The organism is Herbaspirillum sp. SJZ099 (assembly GCF_007828355.1).
Lineage (GTDB): Bacteria > Pseudomonadota > Gammaproteobacteria > Burkholderiales > Burkholderiaceae_D > Herbaspirillum.
Map to the genome: position 1 here is coordinate 354918 of NZ_VIUO01000004.1, position 16123 is coordinate 371040.

The following is a 16123-nucleotide window of genomic DNA, read 5'->3' on the forward strand; positions in this document are numbered from 1 at the left end:
ACAGAGATACAGAGACAAAGAGCAGGAGCCACCATGCGTCAGATCATCCTCGATACCGAAACCACCGGCCTGTCGCCGCGCGCCGGCAACCGCATCCTTGAAATCGGCTGCGTCGAAGTGCTCAACCGCCAACTGAGCGGCAACAACCTGCACCACTACATCAACCCCGAGCGCGACTCCGAAGAGGGCGCGCTGGCGGTGCACGGGCTGACCACCGAATTCCTGCGCGACAAACCGACCTTCAGGCAGATCGCGGCTGAATTCCTCGACTACGTGCGCGGCGCGCAGATCATCATCCACAACGCGCCCTTCGACGTCGGCTTCCTCGACGCCGAACTGGCGCTGCTGGACTTGCCGCCGTTTTCCGAGCATGTGGCCGAAGTGATCGACACCTTGCAGATGGCCAAGGAGCTGCACCCCGGCCGACGCAATTCGCTGGACGCGCTGTGCGACCGCTACGGCATCGCCAACGCCCACCGTACCCTGCACGGCGGCTTGCTGGATGCGGCGCTGCTGGCCGAGGTCTACCTGGCCATGACGCGCGGCCAGAATTCGCTGACCATGGACCTGGGCAGCGGCGACGAGCAGGGCGCCGACGGCGCCGCACTGGAGCTGGCGCCGCTGGCCGAGGTGATCGTGGTCGCTGCTGGCGAAGAAGACCAGCGCCTGCATGAAGACGTGCTCAACCAGCTCGACAAGGAAGTCCGGGGCACCTGCGTGTGGCGTTTCGAACCGCCCCCGCCGGAAGCGGCCGACGCGCCGCCGGCCTGATGCGGCAAGGTTGTCGCATCAGGCAACGGAAGTGCGCGAATTATTTACAAGCCCCTTGCCCAAGCCGGAAAACTTATGTCATAATCTCGCCTCTCGAACAGCACGGCAGCAATGCGGCGTTGTTCAAATGGAAGGTTAGCTCAGGGGTAGAGCACTGCATTCACACTGCAGGGGTCGCAAGTTCGAAACTTGCACTTTCCACCAGGATCCATGAAAAAAGCCAGCTTCGCGCTGGCTTTTTTCGTTTCCGGGCGTTGGCCTCGCTGTTGCCGAAACCCTGCTCCGGAAGATCCATCGAAGGGCCTTCCTTGATCGTGGCCGCCCATCATCCAGCCTCATCTTCACGATGTCGCCTGCAAAGCTTCTTTGATCAATTTGCAAGACCGATAGTCAGGTCGCCATTGCGGCGCGGGTACGTTTAACCCGGCAGCGCAGGCAGCTTGACCGTCGCGACCAGGCCGCTGCCTTCTGCGGGGGCATCCAGTACCACGCTGCCTTGCGAGGCCTGCACGATCTCGCGCACGATGGCCAGGCCCAGGCCGGAGCCGGGCTGGTCTGGCGCGGCGTTGCGATAGAAGCGCTCGAACACGCGCTCGCGTACTTCGGCCGGAATGCCGGGGCCGTTGTCGCTAACGGTGACGACAAATTGCCCGTTGCCGCCCGCCTGGCCATCGCCGCCTTCGCGCGCGATGCCCACCGTCACCTTGCCGCCGTCGGGCGTGTAGCGCAGGGCGTTGTCGATCAGGTTCATCAGCATGCCGGCCAGTTGCGCTTCATTGCCGTTGACCGGGGCGCGCTCCAGTTCGGTTTCCAGGCCGAGGTCGATATGCTTTTTCAGCGCCAGCCCGGCCAGCTCTTCCAGCACAGTGGCGGCAACCGCCATGAGGTCCACCGGCCCGCGCGGGAAGGCGCTGCTGTTGGAAGCTTCGGCCTGCGACAGTTGCAGCAGCTTGTTGGTCAGGTCGGTCATGTTGCGGCTGCTGTCGTGCAGCGCGGCCAGCACCTGCGGCAGGCGCGCCGGATCGTCCAGCTGGCGCGCGAACTGGATTTGCGAGTCGATCACGGTCAGCGGCGTGCGCAACTGGTGCGCGGCATCGGCAACGAAGCGTTTTTGCACGATCACCTGGGCGTTGAGCCGCTGGATGTACTGGTTGATCGCTTCCACGATGGGGCGCAACTCCAACTGCAATTGTCCGGTACGCAGCGGCGTGAGCGAATTGGGGTCGCGTGCGGCCAACTGGTCTTTCACCGCCAGGATGGGGCGCAACTCTATCGTCAGGCCCAGCACCACCAGCGCCACCGCCAGCAGCAACAGCACGATCTGGCGCCGCAGCGACGGTTGCCACAGGTCTTCCAGCATTTGCTGGCGGCCTTGCATGGTCTGGCCCACCGACACCGCCACCATGCGCAGCGTGCCTTCGTCATACAGCGCGCGGATGTAGCTGGCCACGCGCAGTGCGCGGCCCTCGAACACGGTGGTGGTATAGACCGGATGGATGGCGGCGAAGTCCGGGTCGACCGGGAAGTCGGGGCGGCCGGCCAGCAGCGTGGTGTCGTCCATCAGCACCTGGTAGTACACCGCATCCTGCGCCGGCGAGGCGAACATTTCCAGGGCCGCGGGCGGCACCGACACCACCGGCGCGCCATCCTGCCAGGTGACCTGGCCGGCGATCATGCGGGCCGAGGCCAGCAGGGCGCGGTCCTGGATCAGCGTGGCGCTGGAGACGGCGTTGTCATAGGCGTCGCTGGCCGACAGGCCGACGTATACCGTCATCGGGATCAGCAGCCACAGCAACAGCCGCAGGCGCAGGCTGTCAATCATCTTTTTGCTTGAGCAGGTAGCCCAGTCCGCGCAGGGTCATGATGGCGGCGCTGGAGGCATCCAGCTTCTTGCGCAGGCGCGAGATGTAGATTTCGATGGCGTCCGCGCTGGGTTCCTCCGACAGGCTGAAGATGCCTTTCATCAGGGCGGTCTTGGATACCGTCTTGCCCTGCTTGAGCATCAGGATTTCCAGCACGTCGTGCTCGCGCGCCGGCAGCGCCAGCGTGTTGCCGGACACCGCGAACTGGCGCGTGTTGCTGTCGTAGACCAGGTCGCCGCAATGGATTTCGGCCGCCTTGTCGGGCGTCTGGCGGCGGATCAGCACCTTGATGCGCGCCACCAGCTCGCGTATCTCGAAGGGCTTGACCAGGTAGTCGTCGGCGCCGGCGCCCAGGCATTCCACCTTTTCGTCGATCGAGCCGCTGGCGGTCAGGATCATCACCGGAACGCCGTTGTGGCGCTCGCGCAGGCGCCGCAGGACGTGCTTTCCGCCCAGCTTGGGCAGCATCAGGTCGAGCAGCACCACGTCGTAGTTTTCATCCCGCAGAACCTGGTCGGCGATCTCGCCGTCAGCCGCGATATCCACGCTGAACTTGTGTTCTTTCAGGATTTGTTCAAGCCAATGGGCGAGCTGCGGGTTGTCTTCGATCAGGAGCAATTTCATGCAAATGTCTCGTTGGTTTTGTTGCGGTGCAAATAAAAAAGCGGTTTTTTGGAAAGCTGGATGAAGGTTTCGGCTTCTTAGAATACGCGGACAAATCAGTAAAGATGGCGCCAGACCATCCACCACCAACATCAGGAGACAATCATAATGCGTCAAGACGCCCGTGTGTTCCAGGCTTCCGTCATTCGCCGCTCCCTGCTGGCGCTGGGCGCCACCGCCGTGGCGGCGGCCGCGCTGGCGCTGTCGGCCCCGCAGGCCCATGCGGCCGACAAGATCATCATCATGGTCGGCGGCATCAACAAGCTGATTTACCTGCCGCCCAAGCTGGCCGAGAACCTGGGCTACTTCAAGGAAGAGGGCCTGGACGTCGAACTGCAGTCGCAGCCGGCCGGCGTGGACGCCGAGAACGAGTTGCTGGCCGGCGCCGTGCAGGCGGTGGTGGGCTACTACGACCACTCCATCGACTTGCAGAGCAAGGGCAAGGAAGTCACCTCGATCACCCAGTTGCTGCTGGTGCCGGGCGGCATGGAGATGGTGCGCGCCGACCTGGCCGGCAGCGTCAAGAGCATGGGCGACCTGAAGGGCAAGACGCTGGGCGTGACCGGCCTGGGCTCTTCTTCCAGTTTCATCGCGCAATACCTGGCCAGCCGCGCCGGGCTGAAGACTTCCGACTATTCGATGCTGCCGGTGGGCGCGGGCAATACCCTGATCGCCGCCATGAAGCAAAAGCGCATCGACGTGGCCTGGACTACCGAACCGACCACCTCCATCCTGCTGGCCTCGGGCGACGCCAAGGTACTGGTCGACATGAGCAGCGTGGAAGGCACGCGCAATGCATTGGGCGGCCTGTATCCGGCTTCCAGCGTGTACGTCAACCGCGCCTGGATGAACAGCCACAAGGCCGAGTCGCAAAAGCTGGCGCGCGCCTTCGTCAAGACCCTGAAGTACATCCAGACCCATACGCCGGAAGAGATCGCCGACAAGATGCCCAAGGACTACTACGGCGGCGACAAGAAGATTTACGTACAGGCGCTCAAGGCCTCCATGCCGATGTATTCGCCCGACGGCAAGATGCCGGCCGGCGGCCCGGAGCAGGTGCTCAAGGTAATGGCCGGCTTCAACCCCAACATCAAGGGCAAGAACATCGACCTGTCGAAGACTTATACCAACGAGTTCGTCGACCAGGTCAGGTAAAAACGCACAAGGCTTAGAATTCGCAGGTTTGCGCAGGTCTGGCCTGCGCCCGGGCATCATCCAACAGGAGACTGACATGAACAAGAATATCCGCCGCACCCTTTTGTCGCTGGCCGTGGCGAGCGCCGCCCTGGCCGCGCTGCCGGGCCAGGCCTTGGCCGCCGGCAAGATCACTATCATGGTGGGCGGCATCACCAAGATGGTTTACCTGCCGGCCAAGCTGGCCGAGCAACTGGGCTATTTCAAGGAAGAAGGGCTGGACGTCGAGCTGCAATCGCAGCCGGCCGGGGTGGACGCCGAGAACGAACTGCTGGCCGGCGCGGTGCAGGCGGTGGTGGGTTTCTATGACCATTCGATCGACCTGCAGACCAAGGGCAAGGAAATCACCGCCATCACCATCTTCGGCCAGGTGCCGGGCGAAGTGGAGCTGGTTTCCACCAAGGCCGCGCCCAACTTCAAAAGCATGGCCGACGCCCGCGGCAAGACGCTGGGCGTGACCGGCCTGGGCTCGTCGACCAACTTCCTGACCCAGTACCTGGCTTCGCGCCACGGCATCAGCTCCAAGGAGTTCTCGGTGCTGCCGGTGGGCGCCGACAATACTTTCATCGCCGCCATGAAGCAGGGCCGCATCGATGCCGGCATGACCACCGAACCGACCGCTTCGCTGATGCTCAAGACCGGCGATGCCCAGGTGCTGGTCGACATGCGCACCGTGGAAGGCACCGTCAAGGCGCTGGGCGGGTTGTATCCGGCTTCCAGCCTGTATGTCCAGCGCAGCTGGCTCAACGGCCACAAGGATGAGGCGCAAAAGCTGGCGCGCGCCTTCGTCAAGACGCTCAGGTTCATCCATACCCACAGCGCCGAACAGATCGCCGACAAGATGCCCAAGGATTATTACGGCAACAACAAGGCGCTCTATGTGCAGGCCCTGAACAATTCGCTGCCGATGTATTCGCCGGACGGCAGGATGCCCAAGGGCGGCCCGGAAACCGTGCTGGCCGTGCTGGCGGGCTTCAATCCGAACGTCAAGGGCAAGCACGTGGACCTGTCCAGGACCTACACCGACGAGTTCGTGAGCCAGGTGAAGTAAGCCTGCGAACCTGACGGGGCCGGAAGAGGGGAGCGGGACCGCTTCTCTTGCGGCAGCAGCACCGGTCCCTGTTTTCTCCGATTTTTTGCCAACGACCATGATGCGTTTGTACGCGTCAGGGGATCACTCAGCCCAGGAAAGAGCATCAAGATGAATGCGATCAACCCAAACGCTTTCGCCAAGCCAGCCGCCGGCAGCCAGGAAACGCCGGCCATCGAGCTGCGCAATGTGACTTGCCGTTTCATTACCGCGGATGGCAAGGCCACCGTGGCGCTGCGCGACTTCTCCATGAGCGTGGCGCGCGGCGAGTTCGTCGCCGTGGTCGGCCCCACCGGCTGCGGCAAGTCCACCACGCTGTCGCTGATCACCGGCCTGTTGCAGCCGACCATGGGCGAAGTGCGCGTGATGGGCCAGCCGGTCAACGGCATCGACCCGCGCATCGGCTTCGTGTTCCAGAACGACGCCGTGTTCCCGTGGCGCAGCGTGCGCGACAACGTCGCTGCCGGCCCGATGTTCCGCGGCAAGTCCAGGGAGCAGGCGCACCAGCTGGCCGACGAATGGATCCGCCGCGTCGGCCTGGACAAGTTCGGCGACCACTACCCGCACCAGTTGTCCGGCGGCATGCGCAAGCGCGTGGCGCTGGCGCAGACTTTCATCAACAGCCCCGAGATCCTGCTGATGGACGAGCCGTTCTCCGCGCTCGACATGCAGACCCGCACACTGATGCAAGACGAGCTGCTGCAACTGTGGACAGCCCATTCCGGCTCGGTGGTGTTCGTCACCCACGACCTGGAAGAGGCGATCGCGCTGGCCGACAAGGTCTACGTGCTGACCGCGCGCCCGGCGACCCTGAAGAGCGTCTACCCGATCGACCTGCCGCGCCCGCGCGTCATGGAAGAGGTGCGCTACGAGCAGCGCTTCATCGACATTTCGCGCAAGATCTGGAGCGACCTGCGCGAAGAAGTGCATATCGCCTGATGCGCTGTCGCCGGAGATGGGCTTCGATACGCCGCTGTGCGGCTACTCAGCCAGAACGGCTTTCTCCGGCGCCTCCCATTCCCGGCACCCGTTCGCCCTGAGCGCCCTGAGTAGCGGCAAGGCCGCGTATCGAAGGGAACGCATAGCAGGCAACTCTGAATTCTGAACATCACAGGTGAGCAACATGACACAAGCACAAACCACACACAACGCGGCGATGCAGGATATCGCCGCGGTCGAAGCCGAGGCGCAGCGCAAGATCCGCGCGCGCCGCAACCTGGTCGTCGGCCTGCGCATCGCCATCCTGGTGGTGGTGCTGGGTGGCTGGGAGCTGTTCGCCCGCATCGGCTGGATCGATCCTTTCTTCTTTTCGCAGCCGACGCTGATCGTGGCCCAGATCTACGAATGGATGGTCGAAGGCACGTCGCAAGGCCCGCTGTGGACCCAGGTGCTGGTGACGCTGGAAGAAACCGTGCTGGGCTTTCTGATCGGCTCGGTGGCCGGCGTGATCGCCGGCATCGTGCTGGGCCGCAACAAGCTGCTGTCGGACGTCTTCAGCCTCTATATCCAGATCGCCAACTCGATCCCGCGCGTGGTGCTGGGCTCGATCTTCGTGATCGCCTTCGGCCTGGGCATGGCCTCCAAGGTGGCGCTGGCGGTGGTGATGGTGTTCTTCGTGGTGTTCGCCAATGCCTTCCAGGGCGTGCGCGAAGCCGACCGCTACATGATCGCCAACGCCCAGATCCTGGGCGCGTCGCGCCGCCAGGTGACGACTGCGGTGGTGATCCCGTCGGCGCTGTCGTGGATCCTGGCCAGCCTGCACGTGAGCTTCGGTTTCGCGCTGGTGGGCGCGGTGGTGGGCGAGTTCCTGGGTTCCAAGCAGGGCATCGGCCTGCTGATCTCGACCGCCCAGGGCGCCTTCAACGCCAGCGGCGTGTTCGCGGCGATGATCGTGCTGGCGGTGGTGGCGCTGGCGGCGGACTGGCTGTTGCATGCGCTGGAGCGCCGCCTGCTGAAGTGGCGTCCGCAGGCCTTCTGATCGGGATGCGCCAAACGTTTTAAAATAGCGGCACTGCTTCGAAGAAAGCAACATCCAACCAGCGGGGACACCTAAGCGACAGGCTTTTGTGTCCCCGCCGCTTTTTCCGCGCCCAATCTTTCTCAATCCATGTCCGCCCAACGTCCAGACCAGTTGTCCGATCCTTCCGCCAGGTCTTCCGATATTTCACAGCGCGCGCTGCTGTGGATCGTCGCCTCCGGCTTTTTCATGCAGACGCTGGATACCACCATCGTCAACACCGCCTTGCCGGCCATGGCGCGCAGCCTGGGCGAACCGGTGCTGGCGATGCATCCGGTGGTGGTGGCCTACACGCTGACGATGGCGTCGCTGACCCCCGCCTCGGGCTGGCTGGCGGACCGGTTCGGCACGCGCAAGATGTATTTCGCGGCGATCCTGGTGTTCGTGATCGGTTCCATCCTGTGCGCCACCGCGCATACGCTGCCGCAACTGCTGGCCGCGCGCGTGGTGCAGGGCATCGGCGGCTCGATGCTGCTGCCGGTGGGACGGCTGGCGGTGCTGCGCAGCGTACCGGGCGCGCAATATATCGCGGCGCTGGCGTCGATCTCGATCGCCGGCCAATTGGGGCCGGTGGTGGGGCCGGTGCTGGGCGGCTGGCTGGTGCAGAGCCTGTCGTGGCACTGGATCTTCCTGATCAACGTGCCCATCGGCACCATCGGCATGCTGGCCGTGCTGCGCTACCTGCCCAACGACGTGCTGCCGGCCGCGCCAAGGTTCGACGTGCTGGGCTGCGGCCTGCTGTCGGGCTGCATGGTGGCCTTTTCGCTGGCGCTGGACGTGCCTTTCGAGGCCCACCGCGGCATCTGGAGCGCGACCCTGTTCGTGCTGGCGGCGCTCACGGTCTGGTTTTATTGGCTGCATGCGCGCCGTCATGAGCGGCCGCTGTTTCGCCTGGGATTGTTCAGGGAACCCAACTTCAGCATCGGCCTGGCCGGCAACCTGGTGTGCCGCATCGGTTCCTCGGCGGTGCCGTTCCTGTTGCCGCTGCTGCTGCAGGTGCGGCTGGGCTATTCGCCGCTGCAGTCCGGCCTGGTGCTGCTACCGGCGGCCATCGCCGGCACCATCGCCAAACCGTGGATCGCGCCGCTGGTCAGGCGTTACGGCTATGACAATTTCCTGTTGGTCAATACCTTGCTGGTGGGCGGCGCCATCGTGTCGTTCGCGCTGATTACGCCGGATTGGCCGCTGGCCGCAGGCATCGTCCAGTTGGCCGTGTTCGGCGCTTCCAACTCGATGCAGTTCGCGGCCATGAACAGCGTGACCCTGAAGGGCCTGGACAAGAACGATGCCGGCAGCGGCAACAGCCTGTTCTCGATGGTGCAGATGCTGGCCATCGGCCTGGGGGTGACCATCGGCGGCACGCTGGTGAACCTGTTCAAGGACGGTTCGGGCGCGGCCACCAGCTTCAGTTTCCAGATCACCTTCGTGATCGTCGGCGTGATCACCTTGGCCTCGGCCTGGGTGTTTCGCAAGATGGATCCGCGCTACTTCAGGTAGACCCCGGGTAGATCCCATTGGCGCGCGCCAACTGCCGGGGCCTGACTGGATGCTGTCGAATGGCTGACAACGGACTGACTGTGACGGAAATGAAACAAAATACAAGCGGCGCGGCAGGCGCTTTACGATCGCGTGTTTGCAGCATTGGCGAGGCTGCAATACGATGCTTCGATTCGCAGATGTTTTGCGCCGTTTTTCTTCTCGTGAAGTCCCTATGAACGTTTTGCTGGTCGAAGACGACCCGGTGCTCACCGACGGCCTGTCGCGTGTGCTCAACTCCCATGGATTCACCGTCCATACCGTCAATAACGGTACCGATGCGCTGTCGCAGCGTTTCAATGCGTCGGTGCTGGTGCTCGACATCGGCCTGCCCGGCATCGACGGCTTCGAAGTGCTGCGGCGCATGCGCGCTTCCGGCAACAACACGCCGGTGCTGCTCCTGACCGCGCGCGACACCATTCCCGACCGCGTGCATGGCCTGGAGCTGGGCGCCGACGACTACCTGGTCAAGCCTTTCGCCACGCCCGAACTGGTGGCGCGCATCAAGGCCCTGGTTCGCCGCAGCGCGCCGCAGCCGGCGCAACTGTCGGTGGGCGGGCTGTCGCTGGACAACGCCACCAAGCGCGCCGACATCGATGGCCGCAAGATCGAACTGTCGCTGCGCGAATGGACGGTGCTGGAATACCTGATGCAGCATGCGTCGCGCGTGGTCTCCAAGCAGCAGATCATCGACGCCGTGCTGCCCTGGGGCGAAGACTTCACCATCAACGCGGTGGAAGTCTATGTCTCGCGCATCCGCCTCAAGATCGCCGACTCGGGCGTGGCCATCCGTACCATCCGCGGCTTCGGCTACATGCTCGAAAAGAGCGAGAGCTGATCGTTGCGCTGGCTTGAACGCATGCCGGTCCTGCAGCCCAGCATCCGGCGCGACCTGCTCAAGTGGCTGATTGCGCCGCTGCTGCTCATCAACCTGGTGGGCGCCGGGTTCACCTACTGGCTGGCCTGGCTGCCGGCCCAGCATGCCTTCGACCAGAACCTGATGGATTCGACCTGGGGCTTGTATGCCCAGGTGCGGCACCGCCAGGAAAAGACCTCCGCCGAACTCACCAAGCAGGCCGAACAGATCCTGCGCAGCAACCATTCCGACACCACCTTTTTCGCCGTACGCAATATCAAGGGCGAGATCATCCTGGGCGACAAGGGCTTTCCCTCTCTGCCCGACAGCGACGTGTTCGAGCGGCCCATCAATTACGACGCCGAGATGCGCGGCGAGCCGGTCCGCATCGCCGCGCTGCAGGTACGGGTCAAGAATGGCGTGATTTCGGTGGCGGTGGCCGAGACGGTGCGCAAGCGCAACCGCGCCCATTACACGATCCTGCTGTCTTTCCTGGCGCTGGACGGCGTGCTCACCTTCATCTCGCTCACCGCCGTGCTGGTGGCGGTGCGGCGCGGGCTCAAGCCGCTGCAGGCGCTGCAGGGCAACCTGGAGCAGCGCGGCCACGGCAAGCTGGGCGCCATCGACAGCGCCGGTTCCCCGGTCGAGCTGCTGCCGCTGATCGGCGCCATGAACCAGCTGATGGAGCGCATCAGCAAGGGCGAGCAGGCGCAGCAGAATTTCCTGGCCGACGTCGCCCATCAGTTGCGCACGCCGTTGACCGGCCTCAAGCTGCAACTGGAGCTGCTGCATGCCAAGCACCGCGATGAGCCCGACACGACCCGTTCGCTGGAGATGATGAATTCCTCGGTCGAGCGCATGATCCGCCAAAGCCGCCAATTGCTGGCACTGGCGCGTTCCGAGCACGGCCAGTTCGAGCAGCGCAACCTCGAAAACCTGTCGCTGGACAAGCTGGTGGAGGCGTCCATCCAGCATTTCATCGAAGAGGCCGACAAGAAACAGATCGACCTCGGTTTCGACCTGCGGCCCGGCCGCATGCGCGGCGACCGTTTCCTGTTGTCCGACCTGATCGACAACCTGATCGACAACGCGGTGCGTTATTCGCCGCCGCACAGCAGCGTCACCGTGCGTTGCCAGGAGCAGGACGGGGAGACCTTGCTGACGGTGGAAGATTCCGGCCCCGGCATCGCTCCCGAACATCGCGAGCTGATCTTCGACCGCTTCTACCGCGCCAACGACAAGGTGGCCGGCAGCGGCCTGGGGCTGGCGATCGTGCGCGAGATCGCCCGCGAACACGGCGCTGTGATCACCCTCGATTGTGGCGAGACCAGGCAAGGCACGGTCTTCACGGTGCGCTTTCCGTCGGTGGCCTGATCTTTTCCTGCCGGGCGCCGATGTACGGATGAGGCTGCGATTGTTCCCGCCCGGAAATTTCCTCGCAATCACATTCAGAACCTGGCGCACGCCCCTGTGTCTAACGGCCTCCAACGCGACCGAGAATGGAGGCGGCATGACAGACAAAGTGATACGGAACGGCACCCACATCGCCCGCTACGATGCGATCGAAAAACCCGACCACGCCTACGAGGCGCAAGTGTTCGTGCGCCTGGCGCGCGAACCCGAGATCGCCGAAACCTATATTCCGGCCGGTTTTTATCCCACCGAGGAGGAAGCCTTGGCCGGCGCCCGCGAACGCGCCAGGCGGGCGCTGAAGGAGCATGAATTTTGAGGCAGCTCATCCGGTTTTCATCGGCCGCTTCCTGGCGCCGTCGCTTGCCGGGCCTGGCCGCCGCGGGCGCGGCGCTGGTTGCGCTGGCCGGCTGCGGCAGCACCGGCGCCATCTCGCCAGCGACCCCATTCGAGTTGCGCGGCGCCACCAGCGTGCCGACGCCAGGATGGAGCAAGGCCGGGAACAGCGATGTTGCCGGTAGCGTGATCTATCTTGCGCCCACGGCATTGCTGGATGCGACCGACGTCCAGCGCGCCACCGCGCAAAAGGATGCGGCCGGGCGCGCCATTTTGCTGCTGCAGTTTTCGCCCAGCGGGACGGCGCGCCTGACCGCCGGTTCGCGCCAGCTGGTGGGCCGGCAACTGGCGGCGGTGGTCGAGGGGCGCGTGACCAACGTGACCGCGGTGCAGGGGCCGCTGACCGTCAACGCCATGGCGCTGACCGGCTTCGGGAGCTTTGACGAGGCCGCCCGCGTGGCGCATCTGATTTCTTCTTCCAGGTAAGCGCAACGTAGCGGCAACGAGTCGGACGAGAAGGGAAAATGGCTGAAGCATGCTATGTTTCAGCCATGTTTTTTTTGGACGGCGTTTTTGCACTTGTTGCGTCTGCCGATGTCCCCCCATTCCTCTAGCCCATCGATGCCATGTCCGTTGCCCGCAATATAGTCCAGGTCCACCCGCGCCTGCTGATCGCCATCCTGGTCGGCATTGTCTGCGGCTTGCTGATTCCCGCCGGTTCGCTGGTCACGCATTGCCTGATCGGCTGGAACGCCGGCGTCTGGACCTACCTCGTCACGATCTGGCTGATGATGTATTTGGCCGATGCCCAGGACGCCAAGCGTCTGGCCGAGGTCGAGGACGAAAGCGCGCAACTGGTGCTGTGCATCGTCTGCATCGCCGCCATTGCCAGCCTGGTGGCGATCCTGCTGGAACTGGCCGGCAGCAACCATGGGCATGAAGGGCGTTTGCTGCGCTACGCGTTCACCGCGGCCACCGTGTTCGGCTCCTGGTTCCTGATCGGCACGATCTTCACATTGCACTACGCGCGCTTGTTCTACGCCCAGGACGACGATCCGCAAGCCTTGCCGCTGCGCTTTGTCGATGGCGAGGCCGCCCCCGATTATTGGGATTTCCTGTATTTCTCCTTCACCATCAGCGTCGCCGTCCAGACTTCCGATGTGGGCGTGGCCACGCGCTCCATGCGCCAGGCGGTGCTGGCGCATTCGCTGATCTGTTTCGTCTTCAATGCCGCCATCATCGGCCTGTGCATCAATATCGCCGCCGGCCTGGCCGGGAACTGAATCCAGGCGAGGGGCCAAAGAAAAAGGGTTGCCTTCGCAGGCAACCCTTTTTCATTTCAGCCAACCGCGCGGATCGGCTTATTGCCAGCCGTAGCGCTTGGCATACCAGTTCTTCATGAGCTGGATCAGCACCGCGTACGCCAGCAGGATCGCCGCCAGCCACGGGAAGTAGGACAGCGGCAGCGCTTCCAGCTTGAAGTAGTGCGCCAGCATCGACATCGGGATGAAGATGCCGATGGCCATGATGACCAGCGTCATGCCCAGCAGCGGCCACGAGGCGCGGCTCTGCAGGAAGGGGATGCGCCTGGTGCGGATCATGTGCACGATCAGCGTCTGCGACAGCAGGCCTTCGATGAACCAGCCGGACTGGAACAGCGTCTGGTGGTCCGGCGAATTGGCGCCGAAGATGTACCACATCAGCGCGAAGGTGGTGACGTCGAAGATCGAGCTGATGGGGCCGAAGAACACCATGAAGCGGCCGATGTCGGCGGCGTCCCAGCGCTGCGGCTTTTCCAGGAATTCCTTGTCGACGTTATCGAACGGGATGGAGATCTGCGACACGTCGTACAGCAGGTTCTGCACCAGCAGATGCAACGGCAGCATCGGCAGGAACGGCAGGAAGGCGCTGGCGATCAGTACCGAGAACACGTTGCCGAAGTTCGAGCTGGCCGTCATCTTGATGTACTTGAGCATGTTGGCGAAGGTCTTGCGGCCTTCGAGCACGCCTTCTTCCAGCACCATCAGGCTCTTTTCCAGCAGGATCAGGTCGGCCGCTTCCTTGGCAATGTCCACCGCGGTATCGACCGAGATGCCGATATCGGCCGCGCGCAAGGCCGGGGCGTCGTTGATGCCGTCGCCCATGAAACCGACCACGTGGCCCTTGTCGTGCAGCACGCGCACGATGCGTTCCTTGTGGGTCGGGGAGAGCTTGGCGAATACCGTCACTTTCTCGACGGCGACGGACAATTCTTCGTCGCTCATCTTTTCCACGGACGAACCGAGCAGCATGCCGTCCACTTCCAGGCCGACTTCGCGGCAGATCTTGGCGGTCACCAGTTCGTTGTCGCCGGTCAGGATCTTCACCGCCACGCCATGCTCGCGCAGCGCGGCCAGGGCCGGCGCGGTCGATTCCTTGGGCGGGTCGAGGAAGGCGATGTAGCCGACCAGCACCAGGTCCGACTCATCGGCCTGGCTGTAGGTTTCCTTGGTCGGCGGCAGGTCCTTGGCGGCCACCCCCACCACGCGCAGGCCTTCGGCGTTCAGGCCGGCGGTGGTCTCGCGGATTTCCGCCAGCAGTTCGGGCGTGAGCGGAACGATCCGGCCGTCGTGGCGCGCACGGGTGCAGACCGAGACGATCTCTTCCACCGCGCCCTTGCAGATCAGTTCGTGGTGGTCTTCACGTTCGGACACCACCACCGACATGCGGCGGCGCTGGAAATCGAAGGGGATCTCGTCGACCTTGCGGTAGGCCGAGGCGATCGACATTTCGCGCTGCAGTTCGGCGTGCTCCAGCACGGCCACGTCCAGCAGGTTCTTCAGGCCGGTCTGGTAATAGCTGTTCAGGTAGGCGTACTGCAGCACCTCGTCGTCGGGCTCGCCGCGGATGTCGGTATGGCGCTCCAGGAAAATCTTGTCCTGGGTCAGGGTGCCGGTCTTGTCGGTGCACAGCACGTCCATCGCGCCGAAGTTCTGGATCGCGTCCAGCCGCTTGACGATCACCTTCTTGCGCGACAGGGCGACGGCGCCCTTGGCCAGCGTCGAGGTGACGATCATCGGCAGCATTTCCGGCGTCAGGCCGACGGCCACCGACAGGCCGAACAGGAACGCCTCGACCCAGTCGCCCTTGGTGAAGCCGTTGAGGAAGAACACCACCGGCGTCATCACCAGCATGAAGCGGATCAGCAGCCAGCTGACCTTGTTGACGCCGGCCTGGAAGGCGGTGGGCGTGCGGTCGGTGGCCGTCACGCGTTCGGCCAGGGCGCCGAAATAGGTGCGCTTGCCGGTGGTCAGGACCACGCCGGTGGCCGAGCCGCTGACCACGTTGGTACCCATGAAGCACAGGTTTTCCAGCTCCAGCGGGCTGCCGGCGTCGGTCTGGGTGGGCGTGACGAACTTTTCCACCGGCAGCGATTCGCCGGTCATCGCGGCCTGGCTGACGAACAGGTCCTTGGCCGAGAGCAGGCGCAGGTCGGCCGGGATCATGTCGCCGGCGGAGAGCAGCACGATGTCGCCGGGTACCAGCTTCTTGATCGGTAGCTCGATGCGCTTGGCGCCCTTGGGATGCAGCTTGATGTCGAAGTAGCGCTGCGCCTCGGCGGCCAGTTCTTCGGCCAGGTCGTGGCGCATCACGGTGGCGGTGTTGCTGACCATCGCCTTGAGCTTGTCGGCGGCGGTATTGGAGCGCGCCTCCTGCACGAAGCGCAGCAGCGTCGATATCACCACCATGGTGCCGATCACGATGGCGGCCTTCATGTCTTCGGTATAGAACGAGACTGCGGCCAGGAGCGTGAGCAGCAGGTTGAACGGGTTCTTGTAGCAGTGCCACAGGTGCACCGGCCAGCTCAGCGGCTTTTCATGTTCGACTTCATTGGGGCCGACTTCGGCGCGGATGGCGTCGGCTTCGGCTTCGGTCAGGCCGTCATGGCGCGATTTCAGGCGCTGCAGCAGTTCGCTTGCATCGCAGCGGGCCGCTTCGTTGAGTTGCTGGGCCAGGGTTTGCGGGATCTCCTTGGTCACCGGCGCGCTGCGGAACATGTCCATTCCAAGGCGGCGGAAGTGGCGGTCCATTCCGCGGGCGCGGATGAAGCCGGCGAAGGTCTCTTTCAGCAGGTTCAGGTTCATGGCGTACTTCTTTTCATGTTGTTTTCGCCGCCAGGGCGGGGTGGGGGCGAAGTGGCTTGCGGTCCGATGCGCAAGGCCGGGCGGGCTGGATGCGCATTCAGGTGGCGTCGTCAGGCGGCCCGAGTCAGGACTCTAACGGGCGCGCTTGACGGATCGATGACAAACATCGGGTCTTCATGTTTTTTTCTGTCGCATTGCAGCCTCCGCTTCGGTTGAGCGGAGCCCCTTTCACAGGCGCCTGTGCGCGCAGGCAGGCCAGATGCC

The 16123-nt window shown here is 63.9% G+C and carries 14 protein-coding genes and 1 tRNA gene; 12 read left to right on the forward strand and 3 right to left on the reverse strand.

Annotated features, from left to right (window positions below; all coding sequences use genetic code 11):
• Positions 1-33: 33 nt before the first annotated feature.
• Positions 34-771: a DNA polymerase III subunit epsilon gene (gene dnaQ / locus FB597_RS11780; protein WP_144769619.1), complete on the forward strand. Its 738-nt coding sequence runs from the start codon at positions 34-36 to the stop codon at positions 769-771.
• Between the two features lie 129 nt (positions 772-900).
• Positions 901-975: transfer RNA gene (locus FB597_RS11785), tRNA-Val, on the forward strand.
• 214 nt (positions 976-1189) lie between these two features.
• Here FB597_RS11785 and FB597_RS11790 read toward each other — a convergent pair.
• Both FB597_RS11790 and FB597_RS11795 read right to left on the reverse strand, forming a co-directional pair.
• A complete protein-coding gene (locus tag FB597_RS11790) occupies positions 1190-2593 on the reverse strand; it encodes a sensor histidine kinase (protein WP_144769620.1) in 1404 nt (467 codons plus the stop codon).
• Positions 2586-3257, reverse strand: a complete 672-nt coding sequence (locus FB597_RS11795; RefSeq protein WP_141912450.1) for a response regulator — start codon at positions 3255-3257, stop codon at positions 2586-2588. The genes FB597_RS11790 and FB597_RS11795 overlap by 8 nt, the downstream gene beginning before the upstream one ends.
• Positions 3258-3404: 147 nt before the next feature.
• On the opposite strand from FB597_RS11795, the gene FB597_RS11800 reads away from it, so the two are divergent.
• From FB597_RS11800 to FB597_RS11845, 10 genes are all read left to right on the forward strand, one after another.
• Complete coding sequence (locus tag FB597_RS11800; protein WP_144769621.1) at positions 3405-4451, forward strand: ABC transporter substrate-binding protein; 1047 nt, start codon at positions 3405-3407, stop codon at positions 4449-4451.
• 76 nt (positions 4452-4527) lie between these two features.
• A complete protein-coding gene (locus tag FB597_RS11805) occupies positions 4528-5541 on the forward strand; it encodes an ABC transporter substrate-binding protein (protein ID WP_144769622.1) in 1014 nt (337 codons plus the stop codon).
• A 150-nt stretch (positions 5542-5691) separates the two neighbouring features.
• Positions 5692-6519: an ABC transporter ATP-binding protein gene (locus FB597_RS11810; RefSeq protein WP_141912457.1), complete on the forward strand. Its 828-nt coding sequence runs from the start codon at positions 5692-5694 to the stop codon at positions 6517-6519.
• Between the two features lie 184 nt (positions 6520-6703).
• Positions 6704-7558, forward strand: coding sequence for an ABC transporter permease (locus FB597_RS11815; RefSeq protein ID WP_144769623.1), 855 nt, complete (start codon positions 6704-6706; stop codon positions 7556-7558).
• Between the two features lie 129 nt (positions 7559-7687).
• Positions 7688-9094: a DHA2 family efflux MFS transporter permease subunit gene (locus tag FB597_RS11820; RefSeq protein WP_144769624.1), complete on the forward strand. Its 1407-nt coding sequence runs from the start codon at positions 7688-7690 to the stop codon at positions 9092-9094.
• Positions 9095-9308: 214 nt separating this feature from the next.
• Positions 9309-9971, forward strand: coding sequence for a response regulator transcription factor (locus FB597_RS11825; protein ID WP_141912464.1), 663 nt, complete (start codon positions 9309-9311; stop codon positions 9969-9971).
• A 21-nt stretch (positions 9972-9992) separates the two neighbouring features.
• Entirely contained in the window at positions 9993-11363 is a 1371-nt protein-coding gene (locus FB597_RS11830; RefSeq protein ID WP_144769625.1) for a sensor histidine kinase, read from the forward strand.
• A 136-nt stretch (positions 11364-11499) separates the two neighbouring features.
• On the forward strand, positions 11500-11718 hold the full coding sequence (locus FB597_RS11835) for a hypothetical protein (RefSeq protein WP_141912468.1): 219 nt from the start codon (positions 11500-11502) through the stop codon (positions 11716-11718).
• Entirely contained in the window at positions 11715-12221 is a 507-nt protein-coding gene (locus tag FB597_RS11840) for a preprotein translocase subunit SecD (protein ID WP_255517155.1), read from the forward strand. Before FB597_RS11835 ends, FB597_RS11840 begins: the two co-directional genes overlap by 4 nt.
• A gap of 140 nt (positions 12222-12361) precedes the next feature.
• On the forward strand, positions 12362-13018 hold the full coding sequence (locus FB597_RS11845; RefSeq protein ID WP_144769626.1) for a DUF1345 domain-containing protein: 657 nt from the start codon (positions 12362-12364) through the stop codon (positions 13016-13018).
• A 78-nt stretch (positions 13019-13096) separates the two neighbouring features.
• Here the strand turns inward: FB597_RS11845 and mgtA are convergent, their stop codons facing one another.
• Complete coding sequence (gene mgtA, locus FB597_RS11850) at positions 13097-15859, reverse strand: magnesium-translocating P-type ATPase (protein WP_141912472.1); 2763 nt, start codon at positions 15857-15859, stop codon at positions 13097-13099.
• Positions 15860-16123: the final 264 nt, after the last annotated feature.

Bases quoted from the DNA above. Each gene is read 5' to 3' on its own strand.
- FB597_RS11815 (WP_144769623.1), top strand. From the start codon at position 6,704: ATGACACAAGCACAAACCACACACAACGCGGCGATGCAGGATATCGCC.
- FB597_RS11830 (WP_144769625.1), top strand. From the start codon at position 9,993: ATGCCGGTCCTGCAGCCCAGCATCCGGCGCGACCTGCTCAAGTGGCTG.
- dnaQ (WP_144769619.1), top strand. From the start codon at position 34: ATGCGTCAGATCATCCTCGATACCGAAACCACCGGCCTGTCGCCGCGC.
- FB597_RS11795 (WP_141912450.1), bottom strand. From the start codon at position 3,257: ATGAAATTGCTCCTGATCGAAGACAACCCGCAGCTCGCCCATTGGCTT.
- FB597_RS11835 (WP_141912468.1), top strand. From the start codon at position 11,500: ATGACAGACAAAGTGATACGGAACGGCACCCACATCGCCCGCTACGAT.
- FB597_RS11845 (WP_144769626.1), top strand. From the start codon at position 12,362: ATGTCCGTTGCCCGCAATATAGTCCAGGTCCACCCGCGCCTGCTGATC.
- FB597_RS11805 (WP_144769622.1), top strand. From the start codon at position 4,528: ATGAACAAGAATATCCGCCGCACCCTTTTGTCGCTGGCCGTGGCGAGC.
- FB597_RS11800 (WP_144769621.1), top strand. From the start codon at position 3,405: ATGCGTCAAGACGCCCGTGTGTTCCAGGCTTCCGTCATTCGCCGCTCC.
- FB597_RS11810 (WP_141912457.1), top strand. From the start codon at position 5,692: ATGAATGCGATCAACCCAAACGCTTTCGCCAAGCCAGCCGCCGGCAGC.
- mgtA (WP_141912472.1), bottom strand. From the start codon at position 15,859: ATGAACCTGAACCTGCTGAAAGAGACCTTCGCCGGCTTCATCCGCGCC.
- FB597_RS11820 (WP_144769624.1), top strand. From the start codon at position 7,688: ATGTCCGCCCAACGTCCAGACCAGTTGTCCGATCCTTCCGCCAGGTCT.
- FB597_RS11825 (WP_141912464.1), top strand. From the start codon at position 9,309: ATGAACGTTTTGCTGGTCGAAGACGACCCGGTGCTCACCGACGGCCTG.
- FB597_RS11790 (WP_144769620.1), bottom strand. From the start codon at position 2,593: ATGATTGACAGCCTGCGCCTGCGGCTGTTGCTGTGGCTGCTGATCCCG.